This is a genomic window from Streptomyces sp. (assembly GCF_035644915.1).
GTDB lineage: Bacteria > Actinomycetota > Actinomycetes > Streptomycetales > Streptomycetaceae > Streptomyces.
On sequence record NZ_DASQNP010000183.1, the window covers coordinates 23,211 to 41,053 of the forward strand.

The following is a 17,843-nucleotide window of genomic DNA, read 5'->3' on the forward strand; positions in this document are numbered from 1 at the left end:
CGCGGCGGGGGACGCCCGGCCCGCCTCCGGACGACCCCGGGCGGCCGTGCGCGGCGGGGGCGGGGGAGACTGGCAGCCATGAGCGACAGCACGGCCCCCCTCGACCGGCCCCGCACCGTCCTGCTGCGCGGCGGCACGGTCCACAGCCCCGCCGACCCCTTCGCCACCGCCATGGTCGTCGAGGGCGACAGCATCGCCTGGATCGGTTCGGAAGGGGCGGCGGACTCCTTCGCCGACGGCGTCGACGAGGTGGTCCACCTCGACGGCGCGCTCGTCACCCCGGCCTTCACCGACGCCCACGTCCACACCACCGCGACCGGCCTGGCGCTCACCGGCCTCGACCTGACCGGCGCGCGCTCCCTGGCCGACGCCCTCGCCCGCGTCCGGGCCCACGCCGAGGCCCGCCCCGCCGACCGGATCCTGCTCGGCCACGGCTGGGACGCCACCGCCTGGCCCGAGGGACGGCCCCCCACCCGCGCCGAACTCGACGAGGCCACCGGCCACCGGCCGCTCTACCTCACCCGCGTCGACGTCCACTCCGCGCTGGCCACCACCGCCCTGCTCGACCTCGTCCCCGGCATCACGTCCCGGTCCGGCTACGCCCCCGACGCGCCCCTGACCGGCGACGCCCACCACGCGGTGCGCGCCGTCGCCCACGCCGCGATCACCCCCGGCCAGCGCACCGAGGCCCAGCGCGCCGCCCGGCGCCACGCCGCCGCCCGGGGCATCGGCACCCTCCACGAGTGCGCGGGCCCGGAGATCTCCGGCGAGGACGACCTCACCGGCCTGCTGCGCCTGGCCGCCGACGAACCCGGCCCCCGGGTCTTCGGCTACTGGGCCGAGCAGGTCACCTCCGCCGAGGACGCCGGACGGGTGCGGGAGTTGGGCGCCGTCGGCGCCGCGGGCGACCTCTTCGCCGACGGCTCCCTCGGCTCCCACACCGCCCACCTGCACGAGCCCTACGCCGACGCCGACCACCGCGGCACCGGCCACCTCGACGCCGACGCCGTCGCGGCCCACGTCGCCGCCTGCACCGAGGCCGGGATCCAGGCCGGGTTCCACGCCATCGGCGACGCCGCCCTCACGGCCGTCACCGACGGCGTACGGGCCGCCGCCGAGCGGGTCGGCGCGGCCCGGGTGCGGGCCGCCCGGCACCGCGTGGAGCACGCCGAGATGCTGACCGAGGCGACCATCGCGGCCTTCGCCGAGTACGCCCTCACCGCCTCCGTGCAGCCCGCCTTCGACGCCGCCTGGGGCGGCGAGGACGGCATGTACGCCCGCCGCCTGGGCCCCGAGCGCGCCCGCACCCTCAACCCGTACGCCGCCCTGCTGCGCGCCGGCGTGCCCCTCGCCCTCGGCTCCGACAGCCCCGTCACCCCGCTCGACCCCTGGGGCACCTTGCGGGCCGCGGCCTTCCACCGCACCCCCGAGCACCGGATCTCCGTCCGCGCCGCCTTCACCGCCCACACCCGGGGCGGCTGGCGGGCGCTCGGCCGCGACGACGCCGGCGTCCTCGTCCCCGGGGCCCCGGCCGACTACGCGGTCTGGCGCGTCGAGGACCTGGTGGTGCAGGTCCCCGACGCCCGGGTCGCCGCCTGGTCCACCGACCCGCGCTCCGGCACCCCGGGCCTGCCCGACCTCACCCCCGGCCGTGACCTGCCCGTCTGCCTGCGCACGGTGGTCGCCGGGCGGACGGTGTACGAGCACCCGGACGGGTGACGGGGGATCGCGCATACCGCCGAACGACGTGCCCCCGCCCGGCCGGCTCCCGGTCCCGCGCTCGTCACTGACCTGCTGGTTTGATGCAACGCCGCAGGTCATGCGGCTGTTGACAGATGGCGGCCGTCGGCGGGTAGGTTCGGCCGGGTCCACCACAGGACGTTCGACCGGGGATCCTCCGCGCGCAGTCGTCGAACGAGCTGGGTCACGGGCGGTGCGTCGCACCGGCGTACGGCCGGCAGCCAGGTCCAGCGCCCGCGGCACGGGAACGGTAGGGGTCCGGCCGGTCGGCAGGTGCGACCCGGGCGGGGGCCCGGACGCTCAGTAGACAACGACTCCCGGTCGACCGCAGCCGGCGGATCGCGGGGTCGGCCCGAAGGGCACCGGGCCCCGCTCCCGCGGGAGGCTCCCACCCCACCCCGTCCCCACGGGGGCGCGCGGGCGTTGTACGGTCGGGCTCGTCACCGCACGATCTGCAAGGAAGGCCGCGACCGTGCCATCGGGCCCCGACACCACCGCCGAAGCCGACACCGGCGGCCCGGCCGCCAGGCGGCCGAGCGAACAGCTGCGCCCTCCGGCGGACTGTGCGTCCGGCGCCGCCGACGCGTCCGGGCCCGCCCCGCGCCCCGGCCGCCGCCGTCTGCCGGCCCGGGCGGCGCGCCTGGCGTACCGCGGGGCCCGCCGCTCGGCGCCGGCCGCCGTCGCCGGCCTCGCCCTGGCCGCCGCCTTCCCGCCGTACGACCTGTGGCCGCTGTCGATCGCCGCCGTCGCCGCGCTGAGCCTCCTCACCCGGGGCCGCACCGCCCGCCAGGGGGCGTGGCTCGGCTTCGCGGCGGGCCTGGCGTTCTTCTGCGCGCTGCTCAGGTGGCTCCACGTCGTCGGCTGGGACGCGGTGTTCGGCCTGGCCCTCGTCGAGGCGCTGTTCTTCGTGCCGCTGGGCGCCGGACTGGCCGTCACCTCGCGGCTGCCGCTGTGGCCGCTGTGGGGGGCCTGCCTGTGGGTCGCCCAGGAGTGGGCGCGCGACCGCGTCCCCTTCGGGGGCTTCCCCTGGGGGCGGCTGGCCTTCGCCAGCACCGACTCGCCGCTGCTGCCGCTGGCCGCCCTGGGCGGCGCGCCCCTGGTCACCTTCGCCGCCGCGCTGGCCGGCACCCTGCTCGCGGCGGCGGTCCTGGCCGCCGGGCGGCTGCGCCGGGCGGGGGAGAGCCGCGCGGGAGGGGGCCGCGCGGGAGGGGGCCGTCCGGGCCCGGCGCGCGCCGCGCTCCCGGCGGTGGGTGCGACCGCTCTCGCCGCGGCCGTCGTCACCGCCGGGTACGCCGTGCCGGTCCCCACCGGGGCCGCCGACACCGTCCGCGTCGCCGTCGTCCAGGGCAACGTCCAGCAGCCCGGCATGGACTTCCTCGGCCGCCCGATGCTGATCCTCGACAACCACGCCGAGGCCACCCTGGAGCTGGCGGAGGACGTGGCGGCGGGCCGGGCGGAGCGGCCCGACCTGGTCCTCTGGCCGGAGAACGCCTCCGACCTGGACCCCTACCGGTACCCGGAGGCGTACGCGGCCATCGACCGGGCCGCCCGGGCCGTCGGCGTCCCGATCCTCGTCGGCGCCCTCGTCGACCACCCCACCCGCGAGGGGTACGTCGAGAACCGGGGCATCGTCTGGGACCCGCAGGCCGGCCCCGGCGCCTCGTACACCAAGCAGCACCCGGTGCCCTTCGGCGAGTACGTGCCCTACCGCGAGCAGCTCAGCAAGGTCATCACCCGCCTCCAGCGCGTCCCGCGGGACTTCTGGCCCGGCGAGCGCACCGGCGTGCTGCAGGTCGGCCCCGCCCGGCTCGGCGACGTCATCTGCTTCGAGGTCGCCTACGACGAGATCGTGCGCGACACCGTCAACGACGGCGCCCGCGCCCTGGTCGTCCAGACCAACAACGCCACCTACGGCCGCACCGGCCAGCCCGAGCAGCAGCTCGCCATGTCCCGGCTGCGGGCCGTCGAGCACGGGCGGGCCGTGGTCACCGCCGCCACCAGCGGCATCAGTGCGATCGTGGCCCCCGACGGCACGGTCGGGCAGCGGACGGAGGAGTTCACCCGGGACGTGCTCCTCGCCGACCTCCCCCTGCGGGACGAGACCACCCTTTCCGACCGATTCGGCCCCGCGCCGGAATGGGTGCTCGCTATGGTGGGCCTCCTGTCCTGTGCCGCGGCATACGTCCTCGGCCGACAGGGGGGACAGGCGGGGTGGAACAGGACAGAGGGGAAGAGGCAGTAGCAGTGAACGACGCCCGACAGAGCCGGAGGGGTCCGCTCGGCCGGATCCTCGTGATCATCCCGACCTACAACGAGGTCGACAACATCCGGTCGGTCGTCACCAGAGTGCGCGAGGCCGTCCCCGAGGCCCACGTCCTCGTCGCCGACGACAACAGCCCCGACGGGACCGGCAAGGTCGCCGACGAGCTGGCGGCCGACGACGAGCAGGTCAAGGTCCTGCACCGCAAGGGCAAGGAGGGGCTCGGCGCCGCCTACCTGGCCGGTTTCCGCTGGGGCATCGACAACGGCTACGACGTCCTGGTCGAGATGGACGCCGACGGCTCCCACCAGCCCGAGGAGCTGCCCCGGCTGCTCACCGCCCTGAAGAACGCCGACCTGGTGCTCGGCTCGCGCTGGGTGCCGGGCGGGCGCGTGGTCAACTGGCCCAGGTCGCGGGAGTTCATCTCGCGCGGCGGCAGCATGTACTCCCGGCTGCTGCTGGGCATGCCGCTGCGGGACATCACCGGCGGCTACCGGGCCTTCCGCAAGGAGACCCTGCTGGGCCTGGGCATGGACGACGTGGCCTCCCAGGGCTACTGCTTCCAGGTCGACCTCGCCCACCGCGCCGTGCGCGCCGGATACCAGGTGGTGGAGGTCCCCATCACCTTCGTCGAGCGCCAGCGCGGCGACAGCAAGATGAGCCGCGACATCCTGGTGGAGGCCCTGTGGCGGGTCACCGCCTGGGGCGTGCAGTCCCGTGTGAACCGGGTCCTGGGGCGCGACGGGCACACTGGATGACATGACGACCCGCGCACCGTACCCGTACCGGCCCCCGCGGCAGCGGCCCGGCGCCGCACCGCGCGCCGAGGGCGCCCCGCCCCGGCGACGGCGCCCGCGGAGCGCCGTCCCGCTGGGCATCGCCGCCTTCGCGGTGCTGGAGGTGTGGCTGCTGACCCTGCTCGCGGACGCCACCAGCGGGCTGGTCGTCCTGGCCGTCCTCGTCGTGGGGGCCGTGGCCGGCGCCGCGGTCGTCAAGCGTGCGGGACGGCGGGCCTGGCGCGGCCTGGTCGAGACCGTCGAGGGCCTCCAGCCGGGCGCCGACCCGTCGGCGCGTACGGCCGCGGACGCCGGACGGCGCGGGGGCCATGGGCTCGCCATGCTCGGCGGCCTGCTGCTGATGCTGCCCGGCCTGGTCTCCGACGCCGCCGGCCTGCTGTGCCTCTTCCCGCCGACCGCGGCCCTGCTGCGCCGGGGCGTCGAGCGCCGGCTCGGCCGGCGCGCCGGCCTCGCCCCCGGCTCCCTCGGCGACGCGCTCCGGCAGGCCCGCGCGGCGGAGGAGCAACTGCGCATCCACCGCCCCGACGGCAAGGTCGTCCAGGGCGAGGTCGTGCGCGAGGAGCCCGGGGAGCGCGGGGAGGCCGTCCGTGACGAGGACGGCGGACGGCGTGGCGGCGGGCACCCCGGACAGCCCGGCCGCTGAGGGCACGCGTGAGGGCCCGGTCACCCCAGGGGTGACCGGGCCCTCACGCGTGCCGGGTCGCGGGCCCTGACGCGTGGCGCCGCCGTCAGGCGGACTTCCGCTTGCTGTCCCGCGGGTGCACGGCGATGTTCATGGTGCCGGAGCGCAGAACCGCCAGCCTCTCGGCCAGCACCTCCTCCAGCTCCTCGCGGGTGCGCCGCTCCATGAGCATGTCCCAGTGCGTACGCGCGGGCTTGCTCTTCTTCTCCTCAGGCCCCTCGCCGTTCACCAGGAGCGCCTGGGTACCGCAGACCTTGCACTCCCACTCCGGCGGAATCTCGGCCTCGACCGAGAACGGCATCTCGAACCGATGGCCGTTCCGGCATGCGTACTCCACGGCCTGGCGGGGTGCCAAGTCGATACCGCGGTCGGTCTCGTAGCTGGTCACCACGAGTCGCGTGCCGCGAAGAGCTCGCTCACTCATGAATCGTGCCTCCCGGGCTTGTCGCCCACAGGACAGGTGTCGCTGTCGTCGTCATCCGGTCAACGTCCGGTCGGCGGTGAAGATTCCCGATCCGGGACATGCGTCGTCCGTCGTGCCGCTGCCTCGTCGAATATGCGGTACCCGCCGGTGCCCGCTTTGTCACATCTGACAGGGGACGCAACTTAACGTTCGCCTATCCATGGCGTGCAGTAACGGTCCATCCGGCGAGCCGAAGGCGTACACTACCCGCCCTTCGTCCAATGGCCTAAATCCGGTCCGGCGTGCTGGCGCTCACCGCCGCCACGGCTCGTTCCACCGGTACCCGCCGTGACGGGACGAAACCCAGGACGGGGAAGATCGCCGAGGAGAAGACCGCCAGGAGGACGATCGCGCCCCGGCGGCCTCCGGCGGGCCGGGCCGCCGGCGCCGCTCAGGCCCAGGCGCCCCGCTCGGCCAGCACCGTGCGCAGCGTCCCGAGGCGATCGGTCACGATGCCGTCCACCCCCAGGTCCAGCAGCGCCCGCATCCGCTCCGGGTCGTTGACCGTCCACACGTGCACCTGCAGACCCCTGCCGTGGGCGTGGCGCACGAACGCCCGGTCCACCACCCGCACCCCGCCGCGCCGCGCGGGGACCTGCGCACACAGCGCGCCGCGGCTCACCGCGCCCGGCAGGCGGTACGAGCGCAGCCGCAGGCCCAGTACGCCGCGCGTGCCCAGCGAGGTGGCCAGGCGCGGGCCCGCCAGCCTCCGGGCCCGGGCCACCCGTCCCTCGTCGAAGGCTCCCACGCACACCCGGTCCCAGGCGCCGGCCTCGTCCAGGACCGCCAGCAGCGGGGCCAGTGCCGCGTCCGCCTTGACGTCGATGTTCCAGCGGGCGCGGGGGAAGGCGCGCAGCAGCTCGGCGAGGAGCGGCACCGGCTCGCTGCCGCCCACCCTCGCCCGTCTCACCTCCGCCCACGGCAGCGCGGCGATCGGTCCGCTGCCGTCCGTCACCCGGTCCAGCGTGGCGTCGTGGAAGGCGACCAGGCGCCCGTCCGCCGTGGCGCGCACGTCGGTCTCCAGGTAGCGGTACCCCAGCCCCACCGCCCGCGCGAAGGCGCCGTGGGTGTTCTCCAGGCCCGCCGCGGCCCCGCCCCGGTGGGCGAAGGCCAGGGGAGCGGGGTGGTCGAAGAAGGGGTGGGCGGGACGCGGGGGCGGCGGGGCGGCGGGCGGTGTCACGGACGCAGTATCGCGTTCCCGCGCCCCCGCGCCACGGTGCCGGCGCCGGTCTCCGTGCTGGTTTCCGTGTCGGTCTCCGTGCCGGATCCGGTGACGACGGTGGAGCGCCCGCCGTCGGGGGCGGGCACGGCGAACACCCGCAGGAAGAGCTGGGACAGCGGCCCGATCGCCAGGGCGTAGGCCACCGTGCCCACCCCCACCGTCCCGCCCAGCAGGAAGCCGGTGGCCAGCACCGTCAGCTCGATGCCCGTCCGCACCAGCCGGATCGACCGCCCGGTGACCCGGTGCAGGCCGGTCATCAGGCCGTCGCGCGGTCCCGGCCCGAAGCGGGCCGCGATGTACAGGCCGGTCGCCATCCCGTTCAGCACGATCGCGGCGGCCAGCAGCGGCACCCGCACCGCCATGGCGCGCGGCTCCGGCAGCAGGGCCAGGGCGGCGTCCATGGCGAGCCCGATCACGAACACGTTGGAGACGGTGCCCAGCCCCGGACGCTGGCGCAGCGGTATCCACAGCAGCAGCACCGCCGCCCCCGTGATGATCAGCACGGTGCCGATCGACAGCCCGGCGCGCTCCGCCACGCCCTGGTGGAAGACGTCCCACGGGTCGAGACCGAGCCCGGCCCGCACCATCAGCGCCGCGCTCGCGCCGTAGAGCACCAGCCCGGCGTAGAGCTGGACGAGACGGCGGGGGAGACGGTCGGCGGTACCTCTGAAGATGGACAAGGCCCCTTCCTTTCTGGCGCGGTGGACCGATGCGTGACACTCTGTGGCCTGTCAGCGGACCTCGGCCATGGCCAATTCCAAGAAGGTGGACTCAAACGATGGCTCAGTGGACCTCGGCGATTGGAGCGTCTCAGCTCGCCCGCCTCCTGGCCCCCCAGCGTGCCGCCGGGTCCGCCGGCGGACCCGGCGGCACCCGGCGCGTGCCCGCCTACCGCGCGCTCGCCGACGGGGTGCGCCTGCTGGTCCTGGAAGGCCGCATCCCCGTCGCCACCCGGCTGCCCGCCGAACGCGAGCTGGCCGCCGCCCTCGCCGTCAGCCGCACCACCGTCGCCGCCGCCTACGAGTCGCTGCGCGCCGACGGGTTCCTCGCCTCCCGGCGTGGGGCGGGGAGCTGGACGGCCCTGCCCGCCGGGAACCCGCTGCCCTCGGGCGGTCTGGAGCCCCTGCCGCCCGAGGCCGCCGGCACCATGATCGACCTGGGATGCGCCGCGCTCCCCGCCCCGGAGCCCTGGCTCACCCGCGCCTTCCAGGGCGCGCTGGCCGATCTGCCGCCGTACGCCCACACCCACGGCGACTACCCCGCGGGACTGCCCGCCCTGCGGCAGGCCCTCGCCGACCGGTACACCGCCCGCGGGGTCCCGACCATGCCCGAGCAGATCATGATCACCACCGGCGCCATGGGCGCGGTGGCCGCCATCCGCGGCCTGTTCGTCCCGCGCGGCGAGCGCGTCGCCGTCGAGCACCCCTCGTACGCCAACGTCCTGCAACTGCTGCGCGAGGCGGGCGCCCGGCTGGTGCCCGTGGCGATGGGCGAGGGACTGTCCGGCTGGGACCTGCCCGCCTGGCGCCGGGTGCTGCGCGACGCCGCGCCCCGGATGGCCTACGTCATCGCCGACTACCACAACCCCACCGGCGCCCTGGCGGACGAGGAACAGCGCCGCGAACTGGTCGCCGCCGCCCGCGCCGCGGGCACCGTGCTCGTGGCGGACGAGACCATGTCCGGCCTCGACCTCGACGCCGTGCCCGGCGAGCGCCCGCCCCGGCCGGTGGCGGCGTTCGACCCGGGCGGCTCGACGGTCGTCACCGTCGGCTCGGCCAGCAAGGCCATCTGGGCCGGGCTGCGCATCGGCTGGGTCCGCGCGGCCCCCGAGACGATCCGCAGCCTGGTGGCCGCCCGCGTGTACGCCGACCTCGGCAGCCCCGTACTGGAACAGCTCGCCGTCGCCTGGCTGCTGACGGGCGGCGGCGGGAGCGGCGGGGAGAACGGCTGGGACCGGGCGATGGCGGTCCGCCGCGAGCGGGCCCGGGAGAACCGCGAGGCCCTCGTCGAGGCCGTCCGGCGGCACCTGCCCGACTGGGAGTTCACCGTCCCGCGCGGCGGTCTCACCCTGTGGGTGCGCACCGGCGGCCTGTCCGGCTCGCGGATCGCCGAGGCGGGGGAGCGGCTGGGCGTCCGCGTGCCCTCCGGGCCGCGCTTCGGCGTGGACGGCGCCTTCGAGGGCTATGTGCGGCTGCCGTTCACGGTCTCCGGGCCGGTCGCCACCGAGGCCGCGACCCGGCTGGCCGCCGCCGCGCGCCTGGTGCTCACGGGGCGGAGCGCGGGTGCCGACACCCCCCGCTCCTTCGTCGCCTGACCGGCCCCGCCGGGCCGCAGGCCGTCACCGGCCGACCCGGCGTCCCGCCCCGGCCACCGGCTCCGTCAGCAGCTCCAGGACCGCCCGCCGCTGCGACTCGCCCGACTCCTCGTCGTACGGGTTGGGGGTGGCGGGCACCTGGAGGCGGTGCACCGGTCCCGAGCCGAGCCGGGCGTAGCCGCGTCCCGGCGGCACCTCGGGCGGCGGCGTGGTGGCCGGGGCCTCGCCGAGCACCGCCCGCACCTGCTCCGGCGTCGCCGCGCCGAGCACCACCCGCGCCCGGGTGTACGCCCGCACGGCCTGGGTCAGGCTCTCCGCGCCCTCGAACCGGTCGGCGAGCACCACGGTCACCCGCACCGCGCGCCCGTACCGCAGGGGCACCTGGAGCAGGTCCTGCGGATCGCGCTGTCCCTCGGAGCGCGCCAGGTGGCTGAGCACCGAGGGCCGGTCCACCAGCACCCACAGCGGGCGGCAGATCTCCTCGGGCGCGTCCCGGCCGGTCTGCCGGGCCCGGTTGGCGGCCAGCAGCCTGCGCTCGGTCTCCCGCGTCACCCACTCCAGCGACGACAGGGCGCCGGCCAGGGTGGGCTCCACCGACAGCACCCTGCCGCGTCCCGCCAGGAACGCGTACTCGCCGGCGCCGCCGCCGTCCACGATCAGGACCTCGCCGTGCCGGAGGGCCTGGAGGGCGATCGACCGCAGCAGCGTGGTGGTTCCCGCGCCGGGCCGGCCCAGTGCCAGCAGGTGCGGCTCGGCGGACCGCGGGCCCGTCCGCCACATCACCGGGGGCAGCTCCCGCGGCTCGCCGCCGTCCTCGACCACCGGCAGCGTGCGCCGGACGGTGTGGGGATCGGTGAAGCCCAGCACGGTCTCGCCCGGCGCGGTGGCGAAGCGCTGCGCGCAGACGCCGGTGGACAGCGGCGGCAGCGCCGTCACGGCCAGCTCTCCCAGCTCCTCGTTCCAGACGAAGTGGTACTCCCGGCCCTGTCCGGCCTTGGCGCACAGCAGCCGCTGGATGCGTTCCCGGGACTCCTTCTCCCCGTCGCCGAAGTGCGGCGGGTAGCGCAGCCGCAGGTGGGCCAGCCGGCCCTCCTCGGTGAACGCGAAGGCGGTGAACGCCCGCCGCCAGTCGCCGTCGTGGGCGTACAGCGGGCGCGGCCGGGGGTCGTCGGGGAGGGCCAGGTGGGGCACCAGCGCCTCGTAGAGGGTCTGCAGCCGCGCGCGTTCCGCCTCGCCCGGTCCGTCCTCGGCCGCGTCCGGGGACCGGTCGCGGCCCTGCCAGGCCAGGGCGCCCGCCAGCGCGACCGCCCCGATCAGCGATCCGTACGGCGTCAGCCACAGGGCCAGCAGGCAGACGGCGACCGCGAACAGCACCGGGTTGCGCCGCTCCCGGGGGGTGCGCTCCCACCACCGCCGCGCCGTCAGGGCGCAGCGGCCCAGGCCGTGGGCGGCCACGGCCAGCGGGCGCAGGACGCCGGGGTTGCGGCCCGCCGCCGGCGACGGGCCCGGCACGGGCACGGGCGGAACGCCGGTGCCCGGCGCGCGGTGGGGGAGGGAGAACTGCGGTGAGGGGAGTGTGCTGGGGAAGGGGCGCCAGGCCACGCCGATCTCCTGCCGTCCGGAGCCCTGGGGCTCGAAGGTGTGGGAACTGTTCCGAGGGGCTAGAGGGTGAGGTCCTCGATGAGGTGGGCGAGGGTCGCGCCGCCCGCCTGGATCCCGGGTGCGATCGCCGATCCCGCGAGGTAGAACCCGAACAACGCGCACACGATGGCGTGGGAGAGCTTGAGGTTGTCCTTGCGGAAGAACAGGAAGACGATCACTCCGAACAGCAGGACACCGGAGATCGACAGCACCATGGGTACTCCCTGTGTGGCGATGGGATGGTCACCGAGTGTGCTTCAAGCTTCACAGAGGGTCCGGTGTGTCGAAAGCGGCGAAAGGGTGATTTAGCACATTTCTTCTGCTCCCGTCGGGGGTCCGGCGGATTGGGTCCGCGGGGACGCGGCATCCTCCGGGTGATGTGTGACGGGCCGTCGGATTCCCGGCCCGATCCGGACCGCGGGGGCGGGTCGCCGGATGCGGCGCATGCCGCCGGGGGCCGGTCGGCGCACTGCCGGGCGCATGCGGGAGTGGAAAGCGAAAGGGAATTGAAAAAGGCGGCAGCCATTCGCTATATTCGCGAGTTCGCGCCTTTCGGAAAACAATTCCGGACAAGCAAATTCTAGCGAATGGGGAGCCTTTTTGTCAAGGCAGGAAATCGACAGCGAACAGCTTCACCTCACCCGCCTCTACCGCCGTCTCGACGAACTCCGCGAGCAGGAGGCCGAGCGGCTCGCGCAGGCCCTTTCGCAGGTCGGCACCGGCCATCAGGCCCTGCTGGAGCGGGATGTGACGGCGGCTCGCTGCCAGGAGAGGATCAGCCGCCTGGACGCCGCGGAAAACGGTCTCTGCTTCGGCCGGCTCGATCTGCTCGACGGCGGGCGCCGATATGTCGGACGGCTCGGCATCCCCGACGAGGACGCGGACCGGGAACCGCTGCTGATCGACTGGCGGGCTCCCGCCGCGCGCCCCTTCTACCTCGCCACGGGATTCTCTCCGCAGGGGGTCCGGCGGCGCCGGCACATCCGGACCAGCGGCCGGAAGGTGACCGGCGTCCACGACGAACTGCTCGACCCGGACGCCGCCGACGACCCCCGGGGACTCACGGGGGAGGCCGCCCTGCTGGCCGCGCTGAACGCCGACCGGACCGGCCGGATGAAGGACATCGTGGAGACCGTCCAGGCCGAGCAGGACCGGGTCATCCGCTCCCCGCGCGCCGGCGTGCTGGTCGTGCAGGGCGGCCCCGGCACCGGGAAGACCGCCGTCGCCCTGCACCGGGCCGCGTACCTGCTCTACCACGACCGGCAGCGGCTGGCCAGGAGCGTGGTGCTGGTCGTCGGCCCGAACCCGCTCTTCCTGCGGTACGTCGGCGAGGTGCTGCCCTCCCTCGGCGAGACCAGCGTGCTGTCGGCGACCGTGGGGGAGCTGTACCCCGGGGTCACCGCGGACGGCACCGAGCCGCCCGCCGCCGCCGAGGTCAAGGGCCGGGCGGTGATGGCGGAGGTCGTCGCCGCCGCCGTACGCGACCGGCAGCGGGTCCCCGACGAGGGCCTGGAGGTCGTCCACGAGGGGGAGACCGTCCGGCTCGACCGGGACGCCTGCCTGCGGGCGCGGGAGCGCGCCCGCGCCACGGGACTGCCGCACAACCGGGCCCGGCCGGTGTTCGTCCGGCTCGTCCTCGACGCCCTCGCCCGCCGGATCGCCGAACGGATCACGGCCGCGGTGCTCGACGGCGTGCCGGACGACCTGCCCGACGACGTCTTCGACGGTGTGCCCGGCGGTGTGCCCGTCGATGGCCCGGACACCCTGCTCGACGAGGGCGAGGTCGAGGACATCCGCCGCGAGCTGAGCACGGACCCCGCGGTGCGCGCGGCGATCGACGAACTGTGGCCGCCGCTCACCCCGCAGCGCCTGCTGGCGGACCTGTACGCCTCGCCCGAGCGGCTGGCGTCCGCCGCCCCCGGCCTGACCCCGGCCGAATGCGCGCTGCTGCTGCGCGCCCCGGGGCGGCCGTGGACCCCGTCGGACGTCCCGCTGCTGGACGAGGCCGCCGAACTGCTGGGGGAGGACGACCGGGCGCGGCGCGCCGCGGCCGAGGCCGAGCGCCGCAGGCGGACCGCCCTCGCCCAGGAGGCGCTGGACATCTCCTACGGCTCCCGCTCCACCGACGCGGAGACCGAGGAGGAGGCGGAGATCCTCTCCGCCCACGACCTGGTGGACGCGGAGCGGCTGGCCGAGCGGCACGAGGAGGCGGACCACCGCACCCCGGCCGAGCGCGCGGCGGCCGACCGCACCTGGGCCTTCGGACACGTCGTCGTGGACGAGGCGCAGGAGCTGTCCCCGATGGACTGGCGGCTGCTGATGCGGCGCTGCCCGGGCCGGTCGATGACGCTGGTCGGGGACATCGCCCAGACCGGCGCCCCGGGCGGCGCCTCCTCCTGGCGGGAGGTGCTCGCGCCGTACGTGGGGGACCGGTGGCGGCTGGAGCGGCTGGACGTCAACTACCGCACCCCCGCGGAGATCGCCGAGGTCGCCGCCGACGTGCTGGCCGCGTCCGGCGCCGCGTGCGACCCGCCGCGGCCGGTGCGCTCCACCGGCACCGTGCCGTGGCGGACGCGGGTGCCGTCCGGCGCCCTGGCCGCCTCCCTGGCCGCCCTGGTGGCCGAGGAGGCGGCCGAGGTGGGGGAGGGCCGCCTCGCCGTGATCGTGCCCGCGACCCGACTGGAGGAGCTGGGCCGCGCGGTCGCGGCGGCCGTGCCGGAGGCGGAGGCCGGTCCCGCCGCGCGGCTGGAGAGCACGGTGGTGGTGCTGGACGTCGGGCGGGCCAAGGGCCTGGAGTTCGACTCGGTCCTGGTGGTCGAGCCGGAGCGCATCCTGGCCGACTCGCCGCGCGGTCCGAACGACCTCTACGTCGCCCTCACCCGGGCCACCCGGCGGCTGGGCGTCGTGCACACGGGCGACCTCCCGGCGGCGCTGGCCCGGCTGCGCCCCCGCCCGGGGTCAGCGGTGAGGCGGGTGCGCCGGGCGGTGACGCGCTCCGGCAGCCCGGCCCCGGCCCCGGCCCGGGGACCACCGGGGCGTACGGGTGCGGGGCCGGCAGGCCGTCGAACCCCACGCCGGCCGGTCGGCGGCGGCCTGCGCGGAGGCTGGCCCCGGGCCGTCCGCAGGCCGCGGTCGATCAGCGGACCGGCGGCGCCCAGGGGCCGAGCGCCTCCGGGGTACGGGCGGCCGGCGGGAGGAAGCCCGCTCCCGCGGCGGCGCGGGCGGCGGCCAGGGCCGGGCCGGTGGGGCCGGCGCCGACGACCACGGCGTCGGTCCGGGCACGGCGTCGGTCCGGGCACGGCGTCGGACCGGGCACGGGCCCGGGAGCTACGGGCGCTCCGCCGTCAGATAGCGCTGGACGGTCGGGCCCAGCCAGGCGACGACCTCCGCGCGCGGCATCCCGACCGCGGGCGGCAGGCGCAGGACGTACCGGCTCACCGCCATGCCCAGGATCTGCGACGACACCAGGGCCGCACGGGTGCCCGCCTGCGCCGGATCGGGGCAGACGGCCGCCGCCACGGGGCCCACCTGCTCCTGGAAGACCGCCCGCATGCGCTCGGCGCCCGCGGCGTTGGTGACCCCGACCCGCAGCAGCGCGGTCAGCGTCTCGTCCTGCTCCCAGCGGTCCAGGAAGTGCGCCACGAGGGCGGCGCCGACCTCCTGGCGGGGCAGGGCGGTCAGGTCGGGCAGGCGGAGGTCGAACTCGCTGGCCGCGGCGAACAGCCCCTCCTTGTTGCCGTAGTAGCGCATCACCATCGAGGGGTCGATGCCCGCGTCCCGGGCGATGGCGCGGATGGTGGCGCGTTCGTAGCCGTCGGCGGCGAAACGCTCCCGGGCCGCCTCCAGGATGGCGGCCCGGGTGGTGTCGGAGCGGCGCGGGCGGCGGCCGGGGGCGGCGTCGGTCGGCTGCATGGCGGCAAGTTTAGGCCAACGCCCGTTGGCCGGCCGGTGCCCGCGAGCCGGTCAGGACGGGGTGGAGGCCGGCCGCGACGGGCCCCGGCCGCGCACCTCCAGCTCGCCGAGCAGTTGCCGGGTCGCCTCGGCCACCGCGTCGACGGCCTGCTCGAACGCGGTGCGGTTGTGGGCGGCGGGCGCGCGGAAGCCCGAGACCTTGCGGACGTACTGCAAGGCCGCCGCCCGGATGTCCTCGTCGTCCACCTCGGGCGTCATGGGCGGTCGGAGTGTCTTGATGCTGCGGCACATGCCCCCAGTGTGGCGCGGGGAGCCGGAATGCGGGGGCGAACGGCGGAGCCGGGCCGTGCGGCGCCGCGACCGGCCCGGAAAACCCTGGTGGACCGTGCGCCGGGCGCCGTAGGCTTGCGGGCATGAGCCAACGACATTGATTCCCGTCGAAGTCCCCCCGTCCCGGGCCGGCGCGCGGGCTCTACGCCTACGCCTTCCTCGACGAGTTCGTCCTGCTGTACCCGGTCTACGCGGTGCTGTTCGCCGACACCGGGCTGTCCGGCGCGGAGATCTCCTCGCTGTTCGTCATCTGGTCGGTCACCTCGGTCGTGCTGGAAGTGCCCTCGGGCGTGTGGGCCGACGCCTTCTCCCGCAGGCGGCTGCTGGTGCTCGCCCCGCTGCCGAACGCCGTGGGCTTCGCGCTGTGGACGTACCTGCCCTCCTATCCCGCGTTCGCCGCCGGTTTCGTGCTCTGGGGGACGAGCACCGCCCTGGCCTCGGGCACCCTCCAGGCGCTGGTCTACGAGGAGTTGGCGCGTACGGGCGCGGCCGGCGACTACGAGCGGCTGATGGGCCGTGCGGAGGCGCTGCGCACCACGGCGGTCGTGCTCGCCACCGCCCTGGCCGCGCCGGTCCTCGCCGCGGGCGGCTACCGGGCAGTGGGGGCCGCCAGCGTGGCCGCGTGCCTGCTGACGGCGCTCGCGGGCCGGTCGCTGCCGGAGACCCGCGGTGCCCGCCGGGGAACGCCCCCGGAGCCGGTGCGGTCCGAAGTGCCGGCCGGCCGCGCCGGGCCGTTCCGCGAGGGTCTGGCCGAAGTGCGACGGAAGCCCGCCGTCCGGCGCCGCCTGCTGCTGGCGGCGGTGCTGTCGGGCGCCACGGCGCTGGACGAGTACGTCCCCCTGCTCGCGGACTCCACCGGGGTCGGCGGCTCCACCGTGCCCCTGCTGGTGCTGCTGGTCAGCGCGGGCACCGCGCTGGGCGGCTGGTGCGCCGGGCTCGGCACCCGCCGGCTCGCGCCCGTGCTGGCCGCCGGCGCCGGTGCCCTGGCCGCCGGGGCGGCCGGCGGCCACCCCGCGGGGATGGTGTTCGTCGCCGCCGCGTTCGGGGTCTTCCAGTGGGCCATGGTCGCGGCCGACGCCCGGCTCCAGGAGTGCGTGGGGGACCGGGCCAGGGCCACGGTCACCTCGATGGCGGGGGTCGGCTCCGAGGTGGTGGCCGTCCTGGTCTTCGCCGGCTACGGCCTGGGCTCGGCCCGCCTGGCGCCGGGTCCGCTGGTCGCGCTGGCCGCCGTCCCGTACCTGGCTGTGGCCCTGGCCCTGGCCCTGGGACCGCGGCGGGGGCGGTGGGGTGACGGCCGGGCACCAGGTGGCCGGGAGGAGCCGGACGACCGGTGAGGGGCGCGTGGCCGCCCGGTGCCGGGGTATCCGCGGGAGACGTCCGTCGATCCCCCTCCCCGCGCCTGGAGTGGATGTGCGAGCACTGACCGTGGCCCCCGAGCGGAAGAACTCCCTGCGGCTCGACACCTTTCCCGACCCCGTGCCGGGGGAGGGCGAGCTGCTGGTGGACGGTCTGGCGGTCGGGGTGTGCGGCACCGACCGGGAGATCGTGGAGGGGAGCTACGGAACCCCGCCCCAGGGGAGGGAGCGCCTGGTCATCGGGCACGAGTCCCTGGGCCGGGTGCGCCAGGCGCCGCCCGGCAGCGGCTGGGTGCCGGGCGATCTGGTGGTCGGCGTCGTCCGCCGGCCCGATCCCGTGCCCTGCGGGGCCTGCGCCCACGGCTACTTCGACATGTGCCGCAACGGTCGCTTCACCGAACGCGGCATCAAGGAGCGCGACGGCTACGCCGCCACCTCCTGGACGGTCGAGGCCGACTTCGCCGTCCGCCTCGACCCGGCGCTGGAGCACGTCGGGGTGCTCATGGAGCCCACCACCGTGGTGGCCAAGGCCTGGGACCAGATCGAGCGGATCGGCGGCCGGTCCTGGTTCGCCCCGCACTCGGTGCTCGTCACCGGGGCGGGGCCGATCGGCCTGCTCGCCGCGCTGCTCGGCAGGCAGCGCGGCCTGGAGGTCCACGTCCTGGACCGGGTCGAGGGAGGCGTCAAGCCCGAACTGGTGCGCCGGCTGGACGCCGAGTACCACTGCGCGGACGTGGAGGAGGTCATGGCGCGGGTGCGCCCGGACGTGGTGATCGAGGCGACCGGTGCCGCGCCGGTCGTCTTCGGGATCATGGCGACCCTGGAGCCCTACGGGATGCTCTGCCTGACCGGGGTCTCCTCCGCCGGACGCAGGCTGGAGGTGGACGCCGGGTACATCAACCGCGAGCTGGTGCTGGACAACTCCGTGGTGGTGGGCACGGTCAACGCCAACCGGCAGCACTACGCCGCCGCGGCCGACGCCCTCGCCCGGGCCGACCGGGGCTGGCTGGACGCGCTGATCACCCGCCGGGTGCCCCTGGAGTCCTTCCAGGAGGCGTTCGAACGGCGGCCCGGCGACGTCAAGACGGTCATCGAACTGCGCCACGGCTGAGCCGGGTCCGGGGTCC

The 17,843-nt window shown here is 76.2% G+C and carries 14 protein-coding genes and 2 pseudogenes; 8 read left to right on the plus strand and 8 right to left on the minus strand.

The window, feature by feature from the left end:
* Positions 1 to 78 precede the first annotated feature (78 nt).
* From VE546_RS20160 to fxsA, 4 genes are all read left to right on the plus strand, one after another.
* Complete coding sequence (locus tag VE546_RS20160) at positions 79 to 1,719, plus strand: amidohydrolase (protein WP_324924327.1); 1,641 nt, start codon at positions 79 to 81, stop codon at positions 1,717 to 1,719.
* 493 nt (positions 1,720 to 2,212) lie between these two features.
* Positions 2,213 to 3,982 (plus strand): apolipoprotein N-acyltransferase, encoded by a 1,770-nt coding sequence (gene lnt, locus VE546_RS20165; protein WP_324924329.1) that lies wholly within the window; start codon positions 2,213 to 2,215, stop codon positions 3,980 to 3,982.
* 2 nt (positions 3,983 to 3,984) lie between these two features.
* On the plus strand, positions 3,985 to 4,758 hold the full coding sequence (locus VE546_RS20170) for a polyprenol monophosphomannose synthase (protein ID WP_324924331.1): 774 nt from the start codon (positions 3,985 to 3,987) through the stop codon (positions 4,756 to 4,758).
* 1 nt (position 4,759) lies between these two features.
* Positions 4,760 to 5,440, plus strand: a complete 681-nt coding sequence (fxsA, locus tag VE546_RS20175) for an FxsA family membrane protein (protein ID WP_324924333.1) — start codon at positions 4,760 to 4,762, stop codon at positions 5,438 to 5,440.
* Between the two features lie 85 nt (positions 5,441 to 5,525).
* On the opposite strand, the gene VE546_RS20180 is transcribed toward fxsA, so the two are convergent.
* The 3 genes from VE546_RS20180 to VE546_RS20190 form a co-directional block, all read right to left on the minus strand.
* Complete coding sequence (locus tag VE546_RS20180) at positions 5,526 to 5,903, minus strand: RNA polymerase-binding protein RbpA (protein WP_324924335.1); 378 nt, start codon at positions 5,901 to 5,903, stop codon at positions 5,526 to 5,528.
* A 430-nt stretch (positions 5,904 to 6,333) separates the two neighbouring features.
* Positions 6,334 to 7,122, minus strand: a complete 789-nt coding sequence (locus VE546_RS20185; protein WP_324924337.1) for a glycerophosphodiester phosphodiesterase — start codon at positions 7,120 to 7,122, stop codon at positions 6,334 to 6,336.
* The gene (locus tag VE546_RS20190; protein WP_324924339.1) at positions 7,119 to 7,844 is read right to left on the minus strand and encodes a hypothetical protein; all 726 of its coding nucleotides are present in this window, start codon (positions 7,842 to 7,844) and stop codon (positions 7,119 to 7,121) included. The genes VE546_RS20185 and VE546_RS20190 overlap by 4 nt, the downstream gene beginning before the upstream one ends.
* Positions 7,845 to 7,942: 98 nt before the next feature.
* On the opposite strand from VE546_RS20190, the gene VE546_RS20195 reads away from it, so the two are divergent.
* The gene (locus VE546_RS20195; RefSeq protein ID WP_324924340.1) at positions 7,943 to 9,478 is read left to right on the plus strand and encodes a PLP-dependent aminotransferase family protein; all 1,536 of its coding nucleotides are present in this window, start codon (positions 7,943 to 7,945) and stop codon (positions 9,476 to 9,478) included.
* Positions 9,479 to 9,502: 24 nt separating this feature from the next.
* Here the strand turns inward: VE546_RS20195 and VE546_RS20200 are convergent, their stop codons facing one another.
* Both VE546_RS20200 and VE546_RS20205 read right to left on the minus strand, forming a co-directional pair.
* Positions 9,503 to 10,996, minus strand: a complete 1,494-nt coding sequence (locus VE546_RS20200) for a hypothetical protein (protein ID WP_414720532.1) — start codon at positions 10,994 to 10,996, stop codon at positions 9,503 to 9,505.
* A 143-nt stretch (positions 10,997 to 11,139) separates the two neighbouring features.
* Positions 11,140 to 11,334: a hypothetical protein gene (locus VE546_RS20205; protein ID WP_324924342.1), complete on the minus strand. Its 195-nt coding sequence runs from the start codon at positions 11,332 to 11,334 to the stop codon at positions 11,140 to 11,142.
* Between the two features lie 400 nt (positions 11,335 to 11,734).
* On the opposite strand from VE546_RS20205, the pseudogene VE546_RS20210 reads away from it, so the two are divergent.
* Positions 11,735 to 14,053: pseudogene (locus tag VE546_RS20210) on the plus strand (HelD family protein); the annotation flags it as partial.
* Positions 14,054 to 14,255: 202 nt separating this feature from the next.
* Here the strand turns inward: VE546_RS20210 and VE546_RS20215 are convergent.
* The 3 genes from VE546_RS20215 to VE546_RS20225 form a co-directional block, all read right to left on the minus strand.
* Complete coding sequence (locus tag VE546_RS20215; RefSeq protein WP_324924344.1) at positions 14,256 to 14,384, minus strand: hypothetical protein; 129 nt, start codon at positions 14,382 to 14,384, stop codon at positions 14,256 to 14,258.
* Between the two features lie 62 nt (positions 14,385 to 14,446).
* Complete coding sequence (locus VE546_RS20220; protein WP_324924346.1) at positions 14,447 to 15,031, minus strand: TetR family transcriptional regulator; 585 nt, start codon at positions 15,029 to 15,031, stop codon at positions 14,447 to 14,449.
* A gap of 51 nt (positions 15,032 to 15,082) precedes the next feature.
* Positions 15,083 to 15,322, minus strand: coding sequence for a DUF2277 domain-containing protein (locus VE546_RS20225; protein WP_324924348.1), 240 nt, complete (start codon positions 15,320 to 15,322; stop codon positions 15,083 to 15,085).
* A gap of 203 nt (positions 15,323 to 15,525) precedes the next feature.
* Here VE546_RS20225 and VE546_RS20230 point away from each other — a divergent pair.
* Together VE546_RS20230 and VE546_RS20235 are read left to right on the plus strand one after the other, a co-directional pair.
* Positions 15,526 to 16,695 (plus strand): annotated as a pseudogene (locus VE546_RS20230) (MFS transporter); the annotation flags it as partial.
* A 76-nt stretch (positions 16,696 to 16,771) separates the two neighbouring features.
* On the plus strand, positions 16,772 to 17,827 hold the full coding sequence (locus VE546_RS20235) for a glucose 1-dehydrogenase (RefSeq protein WP_324924350.1): 1,056 nt from the start codon (positions 16,772 to 16,774) through the stop codon (positions 17,825 to 17,827).
* The last annotated feature ends 16 nt before the right edge of the window (positions 17,828 to 17,843 follow it).